Origin of the sequence: Pseudomonas sp. B392_1p, from assembly GCF_052245235.1 — a bacterium.
Classification (GTDB): Bacteria; Pseudomonadota; Gammaproteobacteria; order Pseudomonadales; family Pseudomonadaceae; genus Serpens; species Serpens gallinarum.
In genome coordinates, this window is record NZ_JBQPXM010000011.1 from 113,740 (window position 1) to 128,104 (window position 14,365).

The window sequence follows — 14,365 nt, forward strand, 5'->3', positions numbered from 1 at the left end:
CCGTGAATGGGCACGATGGCCCACTTCGCTCACCATTTTGCGTACTGGTCCTCGACGAACCCCCATACCTCGTCGATAGGCACCACGGGCCTGCCCAGGGGACGCAGCTCACCGGAGAACCGACCAAAGATCTGTTTGAAGTTGCTGGCCAGAAAGCCCAGGTTCAACCGTTCGCGGTGCATGCCTTCGCCCGTGAAACGCAGCTCCACCTGACCGTCACCGGAGCGAATATGCCAAGGGTGCAGCGGTTGGTCGCGATCGAATTGAAACCTCACGCCGTCCACCTTGAGCAACTCGCCGTCCAGCCAAAAACAATTTTCGCTGAAGCTGGTTTCATTGACCCCGCAGGACAGGTTGAGCCCAACCCGAACGTCGCCTACCTGAGCGGACAGACAAGCCCAGTTCCAATGGGTTTCCGGGCGCATGTAACCGGCTGACCAATCGTGATGGGCGAAGGCGTTCAGGGCCGCCAGGTCAAAATTGCCCAGTGCGCTGCGCACCTGACCCTGACATCTCACTCCGGCGACCTTTTGCGCATACACCCAGCCATTTACGGCAGTTGGCGTGCAGATATGCATCGGTTGAAAGGCCGGTTCACGCTCGCTGAAGCGGGCATCGATGCGCAGCCCATCATCCAGCTCCACCAGCAGGCGTTTCTCACCCGTGGCGGCGCAGTTTTCCAGTCGCAGCCGATTACGGCTCTGGATCAGCTCGCACACACCGTCATCCGGCGTCTGGCTGAAGACAGTGCCGAACCCCAGCGGCAACTTGAACTGGCGCTGCAGCAAACGCCCGCTGGCAGGGTGAAACAAATAGACGAAACCGATTCCGACCAGACTCAGATTGGCCAACGCACAGCCGCCGATCAGCTCGTCGCTGATCACCCCGAAATACTGGAACTGGTGGAAGCGGCGCCATTTGGCCAATGCACCCGAACGACGCCCCATCGGTGAGCGAAAATCGAAATCGCGGTAATTCACCTGTTTAGGTGCGCTCTTGAAGATGCCGTAGTGCGGCTGGCCATCGGCCTGGATCAATCGCTCCATGACAGACTGCTCTCGTGCTAGATCGTAGTTTCGGTGAGCATCGGTTGCCCACAGGCGCTGACCGCGATGCGATTGCGCCCGCTGTTTTTCGCCTCGTAGAGGAGCTGGTCCGCTCGCGCGTACAGCTCCTTCAGGCTGACATTGGTATCGTTGCTGTTCAGGCAGGCCACCCCAATGGACATGGTCACCACCGGCGCGGTGGATGACTGCGCGTGCTCGATGCCGAGCCGCTCAAGGCTTTCGCGCACCTGCTCCGCCGCCTCACGGGCGTCATCGGCATCGCTGCCATACAACAGCAAGGCAAATTCTTCGCCGCCCATGCGCACGGCCATATCCAGCGGACGTCGCGCCCGCTCCTCCAGCAAGCGGCCGATGCGTTGCAACACGTCATCGCCGGCCTGGTGGCCATAGCAATCGTTATAGGCCTTGAAATGATCGACATCGCACAAAAGCATGGCCAGCGGCTGGCCTTCGCGTAGGCCCTGGCGCCACACACGGTCGAACTGACGGCGGAAGCTGCGCCGATTATGCAGGCCCGTCAGGCTGTCGCAGTCAGCCATGACCTTGAGCAAGCGCCGGGACAGGAAATGTTCGCGAGACTTGTATTCCAGCTGATAGCACCCGACCGCGCCGATCAGAATGCCGAACAGCAAATACAACAGGACATAAAGCAAACGGACCACGGCCGCGCCAAACAACAGCTCAAAGCCGATATAGGTCACCAGCACTACCACCGAGCATGCGAGTGCCTCGGACAGTCGCAAGCCGGCCAGAAAGAAACCGGCCATGCACACCAGCAACAAGCCTTCTTCCGGGTAGGCCGGATCGATCCGGTGGGCCAGCGCCACCACGGCAGCCGAACCGATGCCCAGCGCCAGAATGCAGGCCAGGGTCAACGGCACCAACAAGTTGGTACGTCGACTGCACAGGATCAAGCCACCACATACCAGCAGCAATGCGCTTACTGCCACGCGCACGACGAGCATGGCATCGCGTTCCGGACTGTCGACCAAGCGCAGGTCCAGCAAGGTCTGCGCCATCCAGATAAGGATGGCGGCCAGCAATGAAATACGTTTGAGATCGAAGCTGTGCTCAAGCTGGTAGGCGCGATACTGTTCCTCCAGCGGCGCTGCGAATCGCAGCCGGGTGAACCCTTGAGCCAATTGTTCGGCATAGGGGTTGGCGCGAACATCGTCGAGCCAAGTCTGCGGTCGATTACCCACAATCAGTCCTTTGGTCGGAGCACGATCTCACCCTATACGCTCGCGGAAAACGCCACAAGACTTGAATGAGGACCGCCAGAAAACCGCCATTCCATGGCGATCGCGTCATTTTTCTTACACTTCGAATTCAGCCTGCAAGGCCGCTCGCACGCAATATAAAACACCGTCTGGCACGCGGCCATTGAAGTGTTCGGCAATCTGCGCCACTTGCGGCAACTCGCCTTCGCCATCCAGAAAAGCATCCTGGATTTCACCGAGCAGGTCTTCGGGTAAATCCAGTGCCTGCTCCAGGCTCAACTGCTGCTTGCCGATGGCCTCGGCAAGCATGCTGTAGACGTTCTTTTCCGTGCAGTGCAATTGGTTGGCGATCTGTGCCGGCGTCATCCCGGCGCGGGCCAGGGTTACCAGCTCATGGCGCAGGTCGGCCACGGCGCGCGGTGCCTCTTGCGCCGTGCCATTGAGCACCTCGAGAAACGCCTCGCCATAGCGCTCCAGCTTGCGGGCGCCCACACCACTGACGCGGCTCATTTCCGGCATCGTACTCGGCTGGCTGCGCAGCATTTCCAGCAAGGTTGCATCCGGGAAGATCACATAGGGCGGCACACCGTGTTCTTCGGCGAGCTTGCGGCGCAGGGTACGTAGAGCTTCCCACTTTTCCCGCTCATCATGGCGCACCAACTGGCTGGCTGCGCTGGCGCCGCCCGATGCCTTGGGCGTCTTGCTGGGCAGCTCGCGGCGCAACTCCAAGGTGACTTCGCCGCGTAACAAGGGACGGCAGCTGTCTGACAGGCGCAGACCGCCGAAACCATCCAGATCGACATCCGCCAGCCCGCGCGCCACCAACTGGCGGAACAACGTGCGCCACTCGCTTTCACTGAGCGCCTTGCCCATGCCGAATACCGACAGGTGCTGATGGCCGAGGCTGCGCACCTTGTCATTGTCACGACCCAACAGAAGGTCCACCAGATGACCGACACCGTAGCGCTGGCCACTGCGGTAAATGGTCGACAACGCCTGGCGCGCCGGCTCGGTGGCATCCCAGGTCTGCACCCCGTCGACACAGATGTCGCAATGGCCGCAGGGTTTGGGCAGATCTTCGTCAAAGTAGGCCAGCAGCGCCTGACGGCGGCAGCGGGTCTCCTCGCACAGAGCGAGCATGGCGTCGAGCTTGTGCTGCTCCACGCGTTTGTGTCGTTCATCGCCTTCGGAGTTGTTGAGCATCTGCTTGAGGAAGATCACGTCCTGCAGCCCATAGGCCATCCAGGCGTCGGCCGGCAGGCCATCGCGACCGGCCCGACCGGTTTCCTGGTAATAGGCCTCCAGTGACTTGGGCAAATCGAGGTGAGCAACAAAGCGCACGTTGGGCTTGTCGATGCCCATGCCAAAGGCGATGGTCGCCACCATAATCAGCCCTTCCTCGTTGAGAAAGCGCTTCTGGTGATACGCACGCAATTCGCTGGGCAGACCGGCGTGGTAGGGCAATGCCGGAAAACCTTGCTCGCTAAGGAAGGCGGCCAGGTCGTCGACCTTCTTGCGCGACAGGCAATAGACGATGCCGGCATCGCCCTTGCGCTCGGCCAGAAACCCCAGCAACTGCTTGCGCGGCTGTTCCTTGGGCACGATGCGGTAGAAAATGTTGGGCCGGTCGAAGCTGGACAGGAAACGCTCGGCATCCTGCAGATGCAGCCGCTGAGCGATTTCCTCGCGGGTGCGCATGTCCGCCGTGGCGGTCAGCGCAATGCGCGGCACCTCGGGAAAAAATTCGGCGAGTTGGCCGAGCTGAAGGTATTCAGGGCGAAAATCATGCCCCCATTGCGACACGCAGTGGGCCTCGTCAATGGCGAACAGGGCGATCTCCAGACGCTGCAAAAAAGCCAGCATACGCGGCTGCACCAGCCGCTCCGGGGCCAGGTACAGCACCTTGATTTCATTGCGACGGATGCGCTCGGCAATCTCCCGCTGCTCATCGAGGTTCAGGGTGGAGTTCAGCGCCACCGCCTCCACGCCCAGCTCATTGAGGGTGGCGACCTGATCGTCCATCAGGGCGATCAGCGGCGAAACCACAACCGCCAATCCATCGCGCAACAAGGCGGGCACCTGATAGCACAGCGATTTGCCGCCCCCGGTGGGCATTAACACCAACGCATCGCCGCCCCGCGCCACGCGTTCGATGATCGCCGCCTGGTGGCCACGAAAGGCGTCGTAACCGAATACGTCTTTGAGAATGCGTTGGGCTGAATCGAGCATGCCGGTCTCCGAAGCAAGGCCGGGAAGTATACGCGAGGTCGCGACCGGCTTCAGGCCGCTAAGCAGTTGCCTAACCGTGAGCGACCTTATGCCTGTGGCCTGCAGGCGCCCTGTGGACTAGAATCCGCGCTATCCCCTCTCCAAGGTAGTCCTCGTATGTCTTTCGCCGAGCAATTGTCCCGCCTGCAAACCTTCCTCGATGCCGACGACCTGCATGAGGAAGCGCTGGACTACGTGGCCGCCCACGGTTACCTGACCGCCCTGTCCATCTGCCCGCAGCAGGTTCCGGATCGCGAATGGATCGATGCGCTGTTCGCCGAGCCACCGCATTACCGTGACGAGGCCGAACGCCAGGAAATCGAAACCAGCCTGGTGCAGCTCAAGGCCTACATCGCCCGCCAATTGGCCAGCGACGAGGACATGGAGCTGCCCTGCGACCTGGATCTGGGTGATGAGCCGGACGAGTCCGACCTGCGTGGCTGGTGCATCGGCTTCATGGAAGGGGTGTTCATGCGCGAAGCCGTGTGGTTCGAGGACTCGGAAGACGAAGTCAGCGAGCTGCTGCTACCCATCATGGTCGGTTCCGGTTTGTTCGAAGAGCAGCCCGAGTTCGAGGAGATTGCCGCCGACCGCGCACTGGTCGACAGCATGATTGATCAGATCCCCGAACTGCTCACCGCCCTTTACCTGCTTTGCCAGGCGCCCGAGGAAAAACCCTCGCTGCTCAAGCCACGCCAGAACTGATCGCACCGGCATGACCGACTCCGGCATGCCGGGCCGTTCGCCCTGGATTCGCTATGGCCTGCTGGCGGTGGGCTGGCTGAGCGTGGTCCTGGGCGTCATCGGTATTTTCCTGCCGGTATTGCCCACCACACCTTTTCTCTTGCTGGCCGCTGCCTGTTTCGCGCGCAGCTCGCCGCGTTTTTATGCCTGGCTGGTTGGCCACCCGCGCCTCGGCCCCTGGATTCGCGACTACCTCGACGGCCAGGGAATTCCCCTTAAGGGCAAGATCTATACCCTTGTGCTGATGTGGCTGAGCATCCTGTTCGCCTGCTGGCTGGTAAATATCCCCTTGGCCCGCATCGCCATGCTGAGCAGCGCCGTGCTGGTGACGATCTATATCCTGCGACAGAAAACCCTGCCAATGCGCTGAGCCTACCCCTGGCGTCCTTGGATATCCGCGCTTCGCCAGCGATGAGCTCCCACAGCTCAGCCATGATTGCGCTGGAAGACTCCTTCACCCATCGCGGCGATCTGCCCGTCGATCAGTGCTTCGAAGGGTCGCAGCAGGGCATCGAAGCGCCGGGGTGCTTCCAGGCGATTGAGGGTTTCGGTGATAGCTTCCAAGGTGGACAAGGCCCCGACTTTCGGTGCCTTGCGCAGGCGGTAACGCGACTCCAGCCCCTCGGGCAGGGTCAGACGCGGCAGATGTTCCAGCAGCGGGTTGCAGTACAAAAGCTTGCGCGCCTTGCGCCAGGTGCCATCGGGCACTACCAGTAACAACGGACGTTGCTCAGCGCGTTGCTGGCTGGGCAGCTCCGCCTCGTCGCCTGGAAATAGCAGGCGAGCGTCGTAGCCGGGATCTGCCAACAGGTCCGCCAGGTCAGCGAAGTGCTCGCCTATGCGCAATTCGGCATTCTCCAGCCCAAGAACCGCCAACCGGGCCGTATTCAAGGCATGTCCGGCTTCGCTCGGGTGCTGCAGGATCAATACGCGGGTACGGCTGTCCAGGCGCGACACAAGTGCGCATAAACAATAAGCGAGGGGGCGACAGCACTGTGAACATGTTGGCCGGGGCATGGCATCTCCTGCAAGGGTGCGCAGTGTGCCACAGCCCCGCCCGTTTCCAGACCCAATCAACGTGCGGGGCGAGCCTTGCCCTGCCGCGGCCCGTCATCACGCACAGGCACAGGTTGCAGACGAGGCGCGTCGAGCATGCCGAGCGCCCTACCGAGGTTGTCAATCAACTGCTTGCACCAAGCTTTCATAACTCACCCTCCGAGACTGCATGGAACGAGTCGGCCGACTACCAAGCGGCCCGCTTGCCTCTCCCAGAGTCTAGCCCTTACCTCCGGACTGCCACACCATCGTCTGACTAGAGGGCGGTCTGCAGTGGGTGAGGCCTAAAAGAGGCCTACTGCAACGCCTCGTTCCGCTCCCCGCGCCGGTAGGGGAACACGTCGATGACTTTGCCGGCACGAATGGCGTCCTGCAGGCTTTTCCAGTAGTCCGCGTCATACAGGTTGCCATGCAGCTTGGCGAACAGCTTGCGCTGCGTCAGATCGACAAACAGAAAACGCGGGAACTCTTCCGGAAAGACATCGTTGGGCGCCACGGAATACCAAGGTTCAGCCGACATCTCATCCTCTGGGTAGCGCGGTGGCGGAATGCGTCGAAAATTTACCTCCGTGAGGTAGCTGATCTCGTCGTAGTCATAAAACACCACACGACCATGGCGAGTAACCCCGAAGTTCTTCAGCAGCATGTCACCGGGAAAGATATTCGCGGCGGCCAGCTGTTTGATCGCCAGCCCGTAATCTTCCAGCACATCAAGGGTTTGCGCCTCGCTGGCCTGCTCGAGGTAGAGGTTGAGGGGCGTCATGCGCCGCTCGGTCCAGCAGTGGCGAACCAACACCGTGTCGCCTTGCACCCCCACCGTGGACGGCGCCACCTCCAACAACTCGGCCAGGCATTCCGGATCGAACTTGCTGACCGGAAAACGGAAATCGGCAAACTCCTGGGTGTCCGCCATGCGCCCGACCCGATCGACATTTTTCACCAGGCGATACTTTTCGATGACCGTGGCGCGGTCAACGCTCTTGGACGGCGAAAACCGGTCCTTGATGATCTTGAACACCGTATTGAAGCCAGGCAGGGTAAACACGCTCATCACCATCCCCCGCACGCCGGGGGCCATGACGAAACGGTCATCGACATTGGCCAGGTGATCGATCAGCGCCCGGTAGAACTCCGACTTGCCCTGCTTGTAAAAGCCGATCGAGGTGTACAGCTCGGAAATGTGTTTACCCGGCAGGATGCGCTGCAAAAAGCCAACGAATTCCGCCGGATTGGCCACATCGACCATGAAGTAGGACCGGGTGAAGGAAAAAATGATCGAGACTTCCGCCTCATCGGTAATCAGCGCATCGAGCTTGATGCCCTGATCCTCGCGATGAATCAAGGCGATTGCCAGCGGCCACTGCTCGTCGTGGGTATAGATTCGCCCAACCAGATACGCACCCTTGTTGCGGTACAGCGGTGAGCAAAAGAGTTCGACGGTCAGCCCGGCATCCTTGCAAACCCAATCCGGCAGACAGTAGCGCAATTGCGCCTCCAGGCGCTGGATATCGCCCGGAAGATCCTCGTACACCGCATCGAAGCGGTAGTGGCTAAAGATCTCTTCCAGCATGCCGGGCAGATTGCCCCGCGGATGGTAAATGCGGGTCTGCACGACACGCATCTGTGCATGCAACGCCGGTCGCGTGGTGTGCACGAACATGGTGTCATCGCTGATGCAGTCATGGCTGAGCAAACGGCAGAAGATCGAGTTGTACCAGGTTTCTGCCAGCTCATCGTCTAAGCGGGGATTGATCAACTCGATGTAAGCACTTTTGACCTGAGGCCACAGGTGCACATCGAGCAAGCAAGCGTCTCCGTACAACGGCCGCAGCTTGGCAGTGGTTTCACTGACTTTTTCTTCGTACAGGGTGATGCGCGCGGTCGAAGCGACTTGGGCTTCCTGCCACTGCGCCTGTTCAAAGCGCTGGCGGGCACCGTCGGTGATCAGACGAAAATGCTCCCGATAGTCGTCGAAACCGTCGAGGATAGAACGCGCGATATCGGCTACCGGCCATTGCTGCGCCATGGATCACGTCTCTGTGGTGGCGAATGGAAGCCGGAGCTTAGCCAGTCGTCAAGACGGGCGGCAAGCAGCGGTTGCGCCAAGCGTTGCGGCACCGCGGTTTCGCAACCGCTTGCTCATCGATCGGCAAAGCTTCGCTGCCGACATGAAGTCGGCCCAAGTTGCCCGTGCGTCAACCAGCGCAGCGTAACTCGACGACACATCGGCGAGTTACGTGTACGACCAACCACATTCTGCTGCGTGTTCTGGGGCGGTGCGAAGAAATACGGTGTGGGGCCGATTTCACATCGGCCGACGGAGTCTCCACCGGGCCACGTCGACCCCACACTAGAACCGCAGTGACTGTTACTGCACCATTTCCTGCTCGGTGAACAGGCCATCAAACAGCATGCTCGACAGGTAACGCTCCCCGGAATCGGGAATGATCACCACGATGTTCTTGCCTTGCATATCCGGGTGTTCGGCCAGGCGCACGGCCGCGGCCATGGCTGCGCCACCGGAAATGCCACACAGAATGCCTTCTTCGCGCATCAGGCGCAGGGCCATGCTCTTGGCCTCTTCATCGCCGACCTGTTCTACCTGGTCCACCAGCGACAAGTCGAGGTTCTTGGGCACGAAACCGGCGCCGATACCCTGGATCTTGTGCGGGCTGGGCTTGAGCTCTTCGCCCGCCATGGCCTGGGTAATCACTGGCGAGGTGATCGGTTCGACGGCTACCGAGAGGATTCGCTTGCCCTGGGTTTGCTTGATGAAGCGCGAGACGCCGGTGATGGTGCCGCCGGTACCCACGCCAGCGACCACCACATCGACCGCGCCATCGGTGTCATTCCAGATTTCCGGGCCAGTGGTCTTCTCGTGGATCGCCGGGTTGGCCGGGTTTTCGAACTGTTGCGGCAGGTAGTGCGTGGCGGGATTGCTGGCGACGATCTCCTGGGCCTTTTCGATGGCGCCCTTCATGCCTTTGGCCGGCTCGGTCAACACCAGTTCGGCGCCCAGCGCCTTGACCACCTTGCGACGTTCCAGACTCATCGAGGCGGGCATGGTCAGGATCAGCTTGTAGCCGCGGGCGGCGGCAACATAGGCCAGCGCGATGCCGGTATTGCCGGACGTGGGCTCGACAATCGTCATGCCCGGCTTGAGAAGGCCACGTTCTTCGGCGTCCCAGACCATGCTGGCGCCGATTCGGCATTTCACCGAGTAGGCGGGATTGCGCCCTTCGGTCTTGGCCAGAATGGTCACGCCCTTGGGACCGAGGCGGTTGATCATCACCAGCGGCGTATTGCCGATGGAGCGGGAGTTGTCTGCATAAATGCGGCTCATGATGGTCTGCCTGCGTCTAAATGAATGGGTTGGAGAAACAATGGTCGACGGAAGACTATCAGCCTAAGCGCGACACGAATGTCAGTCCAGCCGAACCCGCTTCGCCAAAATATGTCCATCGTCACGAATCCTGACGGATAAACGCCATGAACCGAAACCGGGCTCTTCCGCTGTGGATCCTCCTGCTGGTTGCGCTGGTTCTGTTGGTCGCGCATCTGGCCTTGCCTACTTTAGTGCGCAATTACCTCAACGATACCTTGGCTGAAATGGGCGATTACCGGGGTCACGTCGAGGATGTGGACCTGGCCTGGTGGCGCGGCGCCTATCGAATCAATGGCCTGAACATCGAAAAAACCAGCGGCAAGGTGCCCGTGCCGTTTCTCAAAGCCCCGCTGATCGACATTGCCGTGAGCTGGCGCGCGCTCTGGGAGGACCAGGCCATCGTGGCGCAGGTGGAGTTCGTGTCGGCCGAACTGAACTTCGTGGATGCCCGAAACAAAGAGCAGTCACAAACCGGCGAAGGCGTGGATTGGCGCGACACGCTCAAGGCTCTGCTGCCAATTACCCTTAACGAGCTGCACATCGTCAACAGCAAGGTCGCGTTTCGCAACTTCGGTTCCGATCCGCCGGTGAATATCTACGCCGACCAGTTGAATGCCACGGTCCTCAATCTCACCAACACCACCGATGCCCAGGGACGGCGGGTCGCGCAGCTTGAGGGCACCGCCCGGCTGTTCGACCAGGCGCCTTTGGAAGCACAGGCCAGCTTCGACCCCTTTACCGACTGGGAAGACTTCGAATTGCGCCTGCGCACCACTGGCATCGAGCTGACCCGCCTGAACGACTTCAGCCGCGCCTATGGCAAATTCGATTTTGTCGGCGGCACGGGCGACCTAGTCATGGAAGTCGAAGCGGAGAAGAGTCAGCTCAGCGGCTATATCAAACCGTTGCTGCACAATGTCGAGGTATTCGACTGGAAACAGGATGTGGAGGCCGAAGATAAAGGCTTTCTGCGCGGCCTCTGGGAGGCCATTGTTGGCGGCACCCAAACGGTGTTGAAAAACCAGCGCCAGGATCAGTTCGCCACCCGCATCGAACTTTCGGGCAGTATCAAGGACCGCGACATCAGCCCGTTCCAGGCCTTCTGGGCCATCCTGCGCAATGCCTTCGTGCAAGCCTTCACGCCGCGCTTCGAGCGGGCACTGGAAGAAGGTTGAGCCCTGCGCCTGATTGTATCTGGCCCGAACGTAGGAACATCCGCCGAAATATCCCCATCGAATGACTGAATACCCTTCCTGCGTTCACAGCTACCCAACACCCACGCTATAGTCGGCCCTCAAATTTTTTGCGTCGTCGGGTGCTCCACCCGCGTCACCGTTCGAGGAAACTCCCCGATGAAATTCGAAGGCACACCGTCTTACGTCGCCACCGATGACTTGAAACTGGCCGTCAATGCCGCCATCACCCTGCAACGCCCGTTGCTGGTCAAGGGCGAGCCCGGCACCGGCAAGACCCTGCTTGCCGAGCAATTGGCCGACGCCTTCGGCGTCAAGCTGATCACCTGGCACATCAAGTCCACCACCAAGGCGCACCAAGGCCTGTATGAATACGATGCGGTCAGCCGCCTGCGCGATTCGCAACTGGGCGTGGACAAGGTCCATGACGTGCGCAACTACATCAAGAAGGGCAAGCTCTGGGAGGCGTTCGAGGCCGAAGAGCGGGTCATCCTGCTGATCGACGAGATCGACAAGGCCGACATCGAGTTCCCCAACGACCTGCTGCAAGAACTCGACAAGATGGAGTTCTACGTTTACGAGACCAACGAAACCATTAAGGCCACGCAGCGCCCGATCATCATCATTACCTCCAACAACGAGAAGGAACTACCGGACGCGTTCCTGCGCCGCTGCTTCTTCCACTACATCGCCTTTCCCGACCGCGAGACGCTGCAAAAGATCGTCGACGTGCACTACCCGAACATCAAGGCCGAGCTGGTGGCCGAAGCGTTGGACGTGTTCTTCGATGTGCGCAAGGTGCCCGGCCTGAAGAAGAAACCTTCCACCAGCGAGTTGGTCGACTGGTTGAAACTACTGATGGCCGACGACATCGGCGCCGCCGTCCTGCGCGAGCGCGACCCGACCAAGGCCATCCCGCCCCTGGCTGGCGCCCTGGTGAAAAACGAACAGGATGTGATGTTGCTCGAGCGCCTGGCCTTCATGAGCCGTCGCGCCAACCGCTGACGGCGCTCTATTCGGAGGACTGGCCATGCATACCGGCAGCTGTCTGTGCGGCGCGGTGAAATACCGCATCGATACGCCCATTCACGAAGTGAGCCACTGTCACTGCAGCATGTGCCGCAAGGCCCATGGCGCGGCCTTTGCCAGCTATGTCAGCGTGCCGAGGGCGGCGTTTCACCTGATCGCGGGCGAGGACCGGATCGGTCGCTACGCCTCCTCCGAGTCGGTGACGCGTACCTTCTGCACGCAGTGTGGTGCCTCGCTGCAATTCGTCGACGATCGCGAAGATGAACTGGGCGTGGCGGCCGGCACCCTGGACTCACCCCTGGGCCAGGTAGCGCAGGAGCATATCTTCGTCACCTCCAAGGCCGACTGGTACAGCATCCACGACTCCTATCCCCAGTACAGCGGCGATCACTGAATCGTCGTTATTCGAGGTACACATGCTGCTTGGCTTGTTCAATGAAATGCGCGCCGCCAAGGTGCCGGTTTCGGTACGTGAGCTGCTCGATCTGGTCGATGCGCTCAAACACAACGTCGTGTTCGCCGACATGGATGAATTTTATTACCTGTCGCGGGCGATCCTGGTGAAGGACGAGCGCCACTTCGACAAGTTCGACCGGGCCTTCGGCGCCTATTTCAATGGGTTGCAGAATCTCGACCAACACCTTGAAGCGCTGATTCCCGAGGAATGGCTGCGCAAGGAATTCGAGCGCTCGCTTAGCGAAGAAGAGCGCGCGATGATCCAGTCCCTCGGCGGCCTGGACAAACTCATCGAGGAATTCAAGAAGCGCCTCGAAGAACAGAAGGAAAGGCACGCCGGCGGCAACAAATGGATCGGCACCGGCGGCACCAGCCCCTTCGGCTCTGGCGGCTACAACCCGGAAGGCATCCGCATCGGCGATGCCGGCAAACGCCAGGGCCGCGCAGTGAAGGTCTGGGATCAGCGCGAGTACAAGAACCTCGACGACCAGGTGGAACTGGGCACGCGCAACATCAAGATTGCCCTGCGCCGGCTGCGCAAGTTCGCCCGCGAAGGCGCTGCCGAAGAGCTGGATATTGACGGCACCATCGACCACACCGCCAAAGACGCTGGGCTGCTCAACATCCAGATGCGCCCGGAGCGGCGCAACACGGTGAAGTTGCTGCTGTTGATGGACATCGGCGGCTCGATGGACGCCCACGTCAAGGTCTGCGAAGAGCTGTTCTCGGCCTGCAAGACCGAGTTCAAACACCTGGAGTTCTTCTATTTCCACAACTTCATCTACGAGTCGGTGTGGAAGAACAACATGCGCCGCACCTCGGAGCGCTTTTCCACCTTCGATCTGCTGCACAAGTATGGCGCCGACTGGAAGATCGTCTTCGTCGGCGACGCCGCCATGGCGCCCTACGAAATCACCCAGGCCGGCGGTAGCGTCGAGCACTGGAACGAGGAAGCCGGCTACGTGTGGATGCGCCGCATCATGGAGAAATACAAGAAGCTCATCTGGATCAACCCCTACCCTAAGTCCAGCTGGGACTACACCGCCTCCACCGGCATCGTGCGCGAGCTGATCAATGATCAGATGTACCCACTGACCTTGAGCGGGCTGGAAGAAGGCATGCGCTTCTTGTCAAAGTAGTCGGCTAGTCGCACCGCCCATAGGACGGCGCAGCGATACCCATCACGGAGTGCGGCCACGCTCGATGGGTATCTGCGCACTCTTTCAGGCCAACCCACGGCCTCGCCCTCCAACAACCTAAAAAAGCGGGTGAGTAGGACTCACCCAGGAAATCGGCATGAAACGGAATTTCATAATCGCCAGTCTGGTTCTTATCACGCTCGCAAACCTGATCACTGATCTTCAGGCACTCCTGAAGGCCAGCGAGGGCATTCCTCTGTTCGCCCGGCTACAGACACTTTCGCCTTTGCATGCACTGTTATTGGGCGACGGCCTTCCTGTTTTCCTCCTGACCAAGACTGCTCTTACCGCGCTGGTTCTAGGTTTGTGGCTGATATGTTGGTCTAAACCTCGTTTCAGCCGCTTCGCCCAGTGGAGCAATTCGCTGTACAGCGTGGGGCTGGCTTTCCAGACAGGGTTGTTTCTCACGGGCGTCTTGGGCGTCTTGCAGCAGGAAGCCGGCATGACATTCGATCCCTATGACGGGCGGTTCTGGAACATCATGTGGTCCGCGGGCGCGCCGTGGCTCCCCCTGCTACCCGCCCTGCCACTGCTACAGTTGATGCTCGGCCTCAGCCATGCAACGCAACGTCCTGCCCGTACCGCCGCGAAGGATGGCGTTGAGCGCAGCGATACCCATCAAACGGAGTTCGCACACTAAAGAGGTATCGCCGCAGTCAATGAAGCCTACAGGCCAGCTTGTTGGCGATCGCGGACGTTATGCCAACGGATCTCCAGCAAAGCTGGCTCCTACAGGAAGTGTTGCTTA

At 60.3% G+C, this 14,365-nt stretch carries 14 protein-coding genes; 7 read left to right on the top strand and 7 right to left on the bottom strand.

What is annotated here, in order from left to right; genetic code table 11:
* Window positions 1-29: 29 nt before the first annotated feature.
* The 3 genes from ACTV8E_RS15845 to recQ all read right to left on the bottom strand — a co-directional run bounded on the left by ACTV8E_RS15845 (window position 30) and on the right by recQ (window position 4,516).
* The gene (locus ACTV8E_RS15845; protein WP_443200140.1) at window positions 30-1,046 is read right to left on the bottom strand and encodes a DUF2804 domain-containing protein; all 1,017 of its coding nucleotides are present in this window, start codon (window positions 1,044-1,046) and stop codon (window positions 30-32) included.
* Between the two features lie 17 nt (window positions 1,047-1,063).
* Window positions 1,064-2,269, bottom strand: coding sequence for a diguanylate cyclase (locus ACTV8E_RS15850; RefSeq protein WP_443200141.1), 1,206 nt, complete (start codon window positions 2,267-2,269; stop codon window positions 1,064-1,066).
* Window positions 2,270-2,383: 114 nt separating this feature from the next.
* A complete protein-coding gene (gene recQ, locus ACTV8E_RS15855) occupies window positions 2,384-4,516 on the bottom strand; it encodes a DNA helicase RecQ (protein WP_443200142.1) in 2,133 nt (710 codons plus the stop codon).
* A gap of 156 nt (window positions 4,517-4,672) precedes the next feature.
* On the opposite strand from recQ, the gene ACTV8E_RS15860 reads away from it, so the two are divergent.
* Both ACTV8E_RS15860 and ACTV8E_RS15865 read left to right on the top strand, forming a co-directional pair.
* Window positions 4,673-5,260 (top strand): UPF0149 family protein, encoded by a 588-nt coding sequence (locus ACTV8E_RS15860; RefSeq protein ID WP_443200143.1) that lies wholly within the window; start codon window positions 4,673-4,675, stop codon window positions 5,258-5,260.
* Between the two features lie 10 nt (window positions 5,261-5,270).
* Complete coding sequence (locus ACTV8E_RS15865) at window positions 5,271-5,669, top strand: YbaN family protein (RefSeq protein ID WP_443200144.1); 399 nt, start codon at window positions 5,271-5,273, stop codon at window positions 5,667-5,669.
* Between the two features lie 56 nt (window positions 5,670-5,725).
* On the opposite strand, the gene ACTV8E_RS15870 is transcribed toward ACTV8E_RS15865, so the two are convergent.
* The 4 genes from ACTV8E_RS15870 to cysK form a co-directional block, all read right to left on the bottom strand.
* Window positions 5,726-6,316 carry a tRNA-uridine aminocarboxypropyltransferase gene (locus tag ACTV8E_RS15870; RefSeq protein ID WP_443200145.1) on the bottom strand — a complete coding sequence of 197 codons (591 nt, stop codon included), beginning with the start codon at window positions 6,314-6,316 and terminating at the stop codon, window positions 5,726-5,728.
* Between the two features lie 56 nt (window positions 6,317-6,372).
* Complete coding sequence (locus ACTV8E_RS15875) at window positions 6,373-6,504, bottom strand: PA1414 family protein (RefSeq protein ID WP_286010314.1); 132 nt, start codon at window positions 6,502-6,504, stop codon at window positions 6,373-6,375.
* A 146-nt stretch (window positions 6,505-6,650) separates the two neighbouring features.
* Complete coding sequence (aceK, locus tag ACTV8E_RS15880) at window positions 6,651-8,381, bottom strand: bifunctional isocitrate dehydrogenase kinase/phosphatase (protein ID WP_443200146.1); 1,731 nt, start codon at window positions 8,379-8,381, stop codon at window positions 6,651-6,653.
* Window positions 8,382-8,723: 342 nt separating this feature from the next.
* A complete protein-coding gene (gene cysK, locus ACTV8E_RS15885) occupies window positions 8,724-9,698 on the bottom strand; it encodes a cysteine synthase A (RefSeq protein WP_443200147.1) in 975 nt (324 codons plus the stop codon).
* Window positions 9,699-9,844: 146 nt separating this feature from the next.
* Between cysK and ACTV8E_RS15890 the strand changes: the two genes are divergently transcribed.
* From ACTV8E_RS15890 to ACTV8E_RS15910, 5 genes are all read left to right on the top strand, one after another.
* Window positions 9,845-10,915 (top strand): DUF748 domain-containing protein, encoded by a 1,071-nt coding sequence (locus ACTV8E_RS15890; RefSeq protein WP_443200148.1) that lies wholly within the window; start codon window positions 9,845-9,847, stop codon window positions 10,913-10,915.
* Window positions 10,916-11,092: 177 nt separating this feature from the next.
* The gene (locus ACTV8E_RS15895) at window positions 11,093-11,938 is read left to right on the top strand and encodes an AAA family ATPase (RefSeq protein WP_251836835.1); all 846 of its coding nucleotides are present in this window, start codon (window positions 11,093-11,095) and stop codon (window positions 11,936-11,938) included.
* Between the two features lie 19 nt (window positions 11,939-11,957).
* Entirely contained in the window at window positions 11,958-12,356 is a 399-nt protein-coding gene (locus ACTV8E_RS15900) for a GFA family protein (protein WP_443200183.1), read from the top strand.
* 22 nt (window positions 12,357-12,378) lie between these two features.
* The gene (locus ACTV8E_RS15905) at window positions 12,379-13,557 is read left to right on the top strand and encodes a vWA domain-containing protein (RefSeq protein WP_251836837.1); all 1,179 of its coding nucleotides are present in this window, start codon (window positions 12,379-12,381) and stop codon (window positions 13,555-13,557) included.
* 157 nt (window positions 13,558-13,714) lie between these two features.
* Entirely contained in the window at window positions 13,715-14,257 is a 543-nt protein-coding gene (locus ACTV8E_RS15910) for a hypothetical protein (protein ID WP_443200149.1), read from the top strand.
* The last annotated feature ends 108 nt before the right edge of the window (window positions 14,258-14,365 follow it).

What these genes read in the sequence shown, in the direction of transcription:
- ACTV8E_RS15845 (WP_443200140.1), bottom strand. Translation starts at nt 1,046, where the DNA reads ATGGAGCGATTGATCCAGGCCGATGGCCAGCCGCACTACGGCATCTTC.
- recQ (WP_443200142.1), bottom strand. Translation starts at nt 4,516, where the DNA reads ATGCTCGATTCAGCCCAACGCATTCTCAAAGACGTATTCGGTTACGAC.
- ACTV8E_RS15860 (WP_443200143.1), top strand. Translation starts at nt 4,673, where the DNA reads ATGTCTTTCGCCGAGCAATTGTCCCGCCTGCAAACCTTCCTCGATGCC.
- ACTV8E_RS15865 (WP_443200144.1), top strand. Translation starts at nt 5,271, where the DNA reads ATGACCGACTCCGGCATGCCGGGCCGTTCGCCCTGGATTCGCTATGGC.
- ACTV8E_RS15870 (WP_443200145.1), bottom strand. Translation starts at nt 6,316, where the DNA reads ATGCCCCGGCCAACATGTTCACAGTGCTGTCGCCCCCTCGCTTATTGT.
- ACTV8E_RS15875 (WP_286010314.1), bottom strand. Translation starts at nt 6,504, where the DNA reads ATGAAAGCTTGGTGCAAGCAGTTGATTGACAACCTCGGTAGGGCGCTC.
- aceK (WP_443200146.1), bottom strand. Translation starts at nt 8,381, where the DNA reads ATGGCGCAGCAATGGCCGGTAGCCGATATCGCGCGTTCTATCCTCGAC.
- cysK (WP_443200147.1), bottom strand. Translation starts at nt 9,698, where the DNA reads ATGAGCCGCATTTATGCAGACAACTCCCGCTCCATCGGCAATACGCCG.
- ACTV8E_RS15890 (WP_443200148.1), top strand. Translation starts at nt 9,845, where the DNA reads ATGAACCGAAACCGGGCTCTTCCGCTGTGGATCCTCCTGCTGGTTGCG.
- ACTV8E_RS15895 (WP_251836835.1), top strand. Translation starts at nt 11,093, where the DNA reads ATGAAATTCGAAGGCACACCGTCTTACGTCGCCACCGATGACTTGAAA.
- ACTV8E_RS15905 (WP_251836837.1), top strand. Translation starts at nt 12,379, where the DNA reads ATGCTGCTTGGCTTGTTCAATGAAATGCGCGCCGCCAAGGTGCCGGTT.
- ACTV8E_RS15910 (WP_443200149.1), top strand. Translation starts at nt 13,715, where the DNA reads ATGAAACGGAATTTCATAATCGCCAGTCTGGTTCTTATCACGCTCGCA.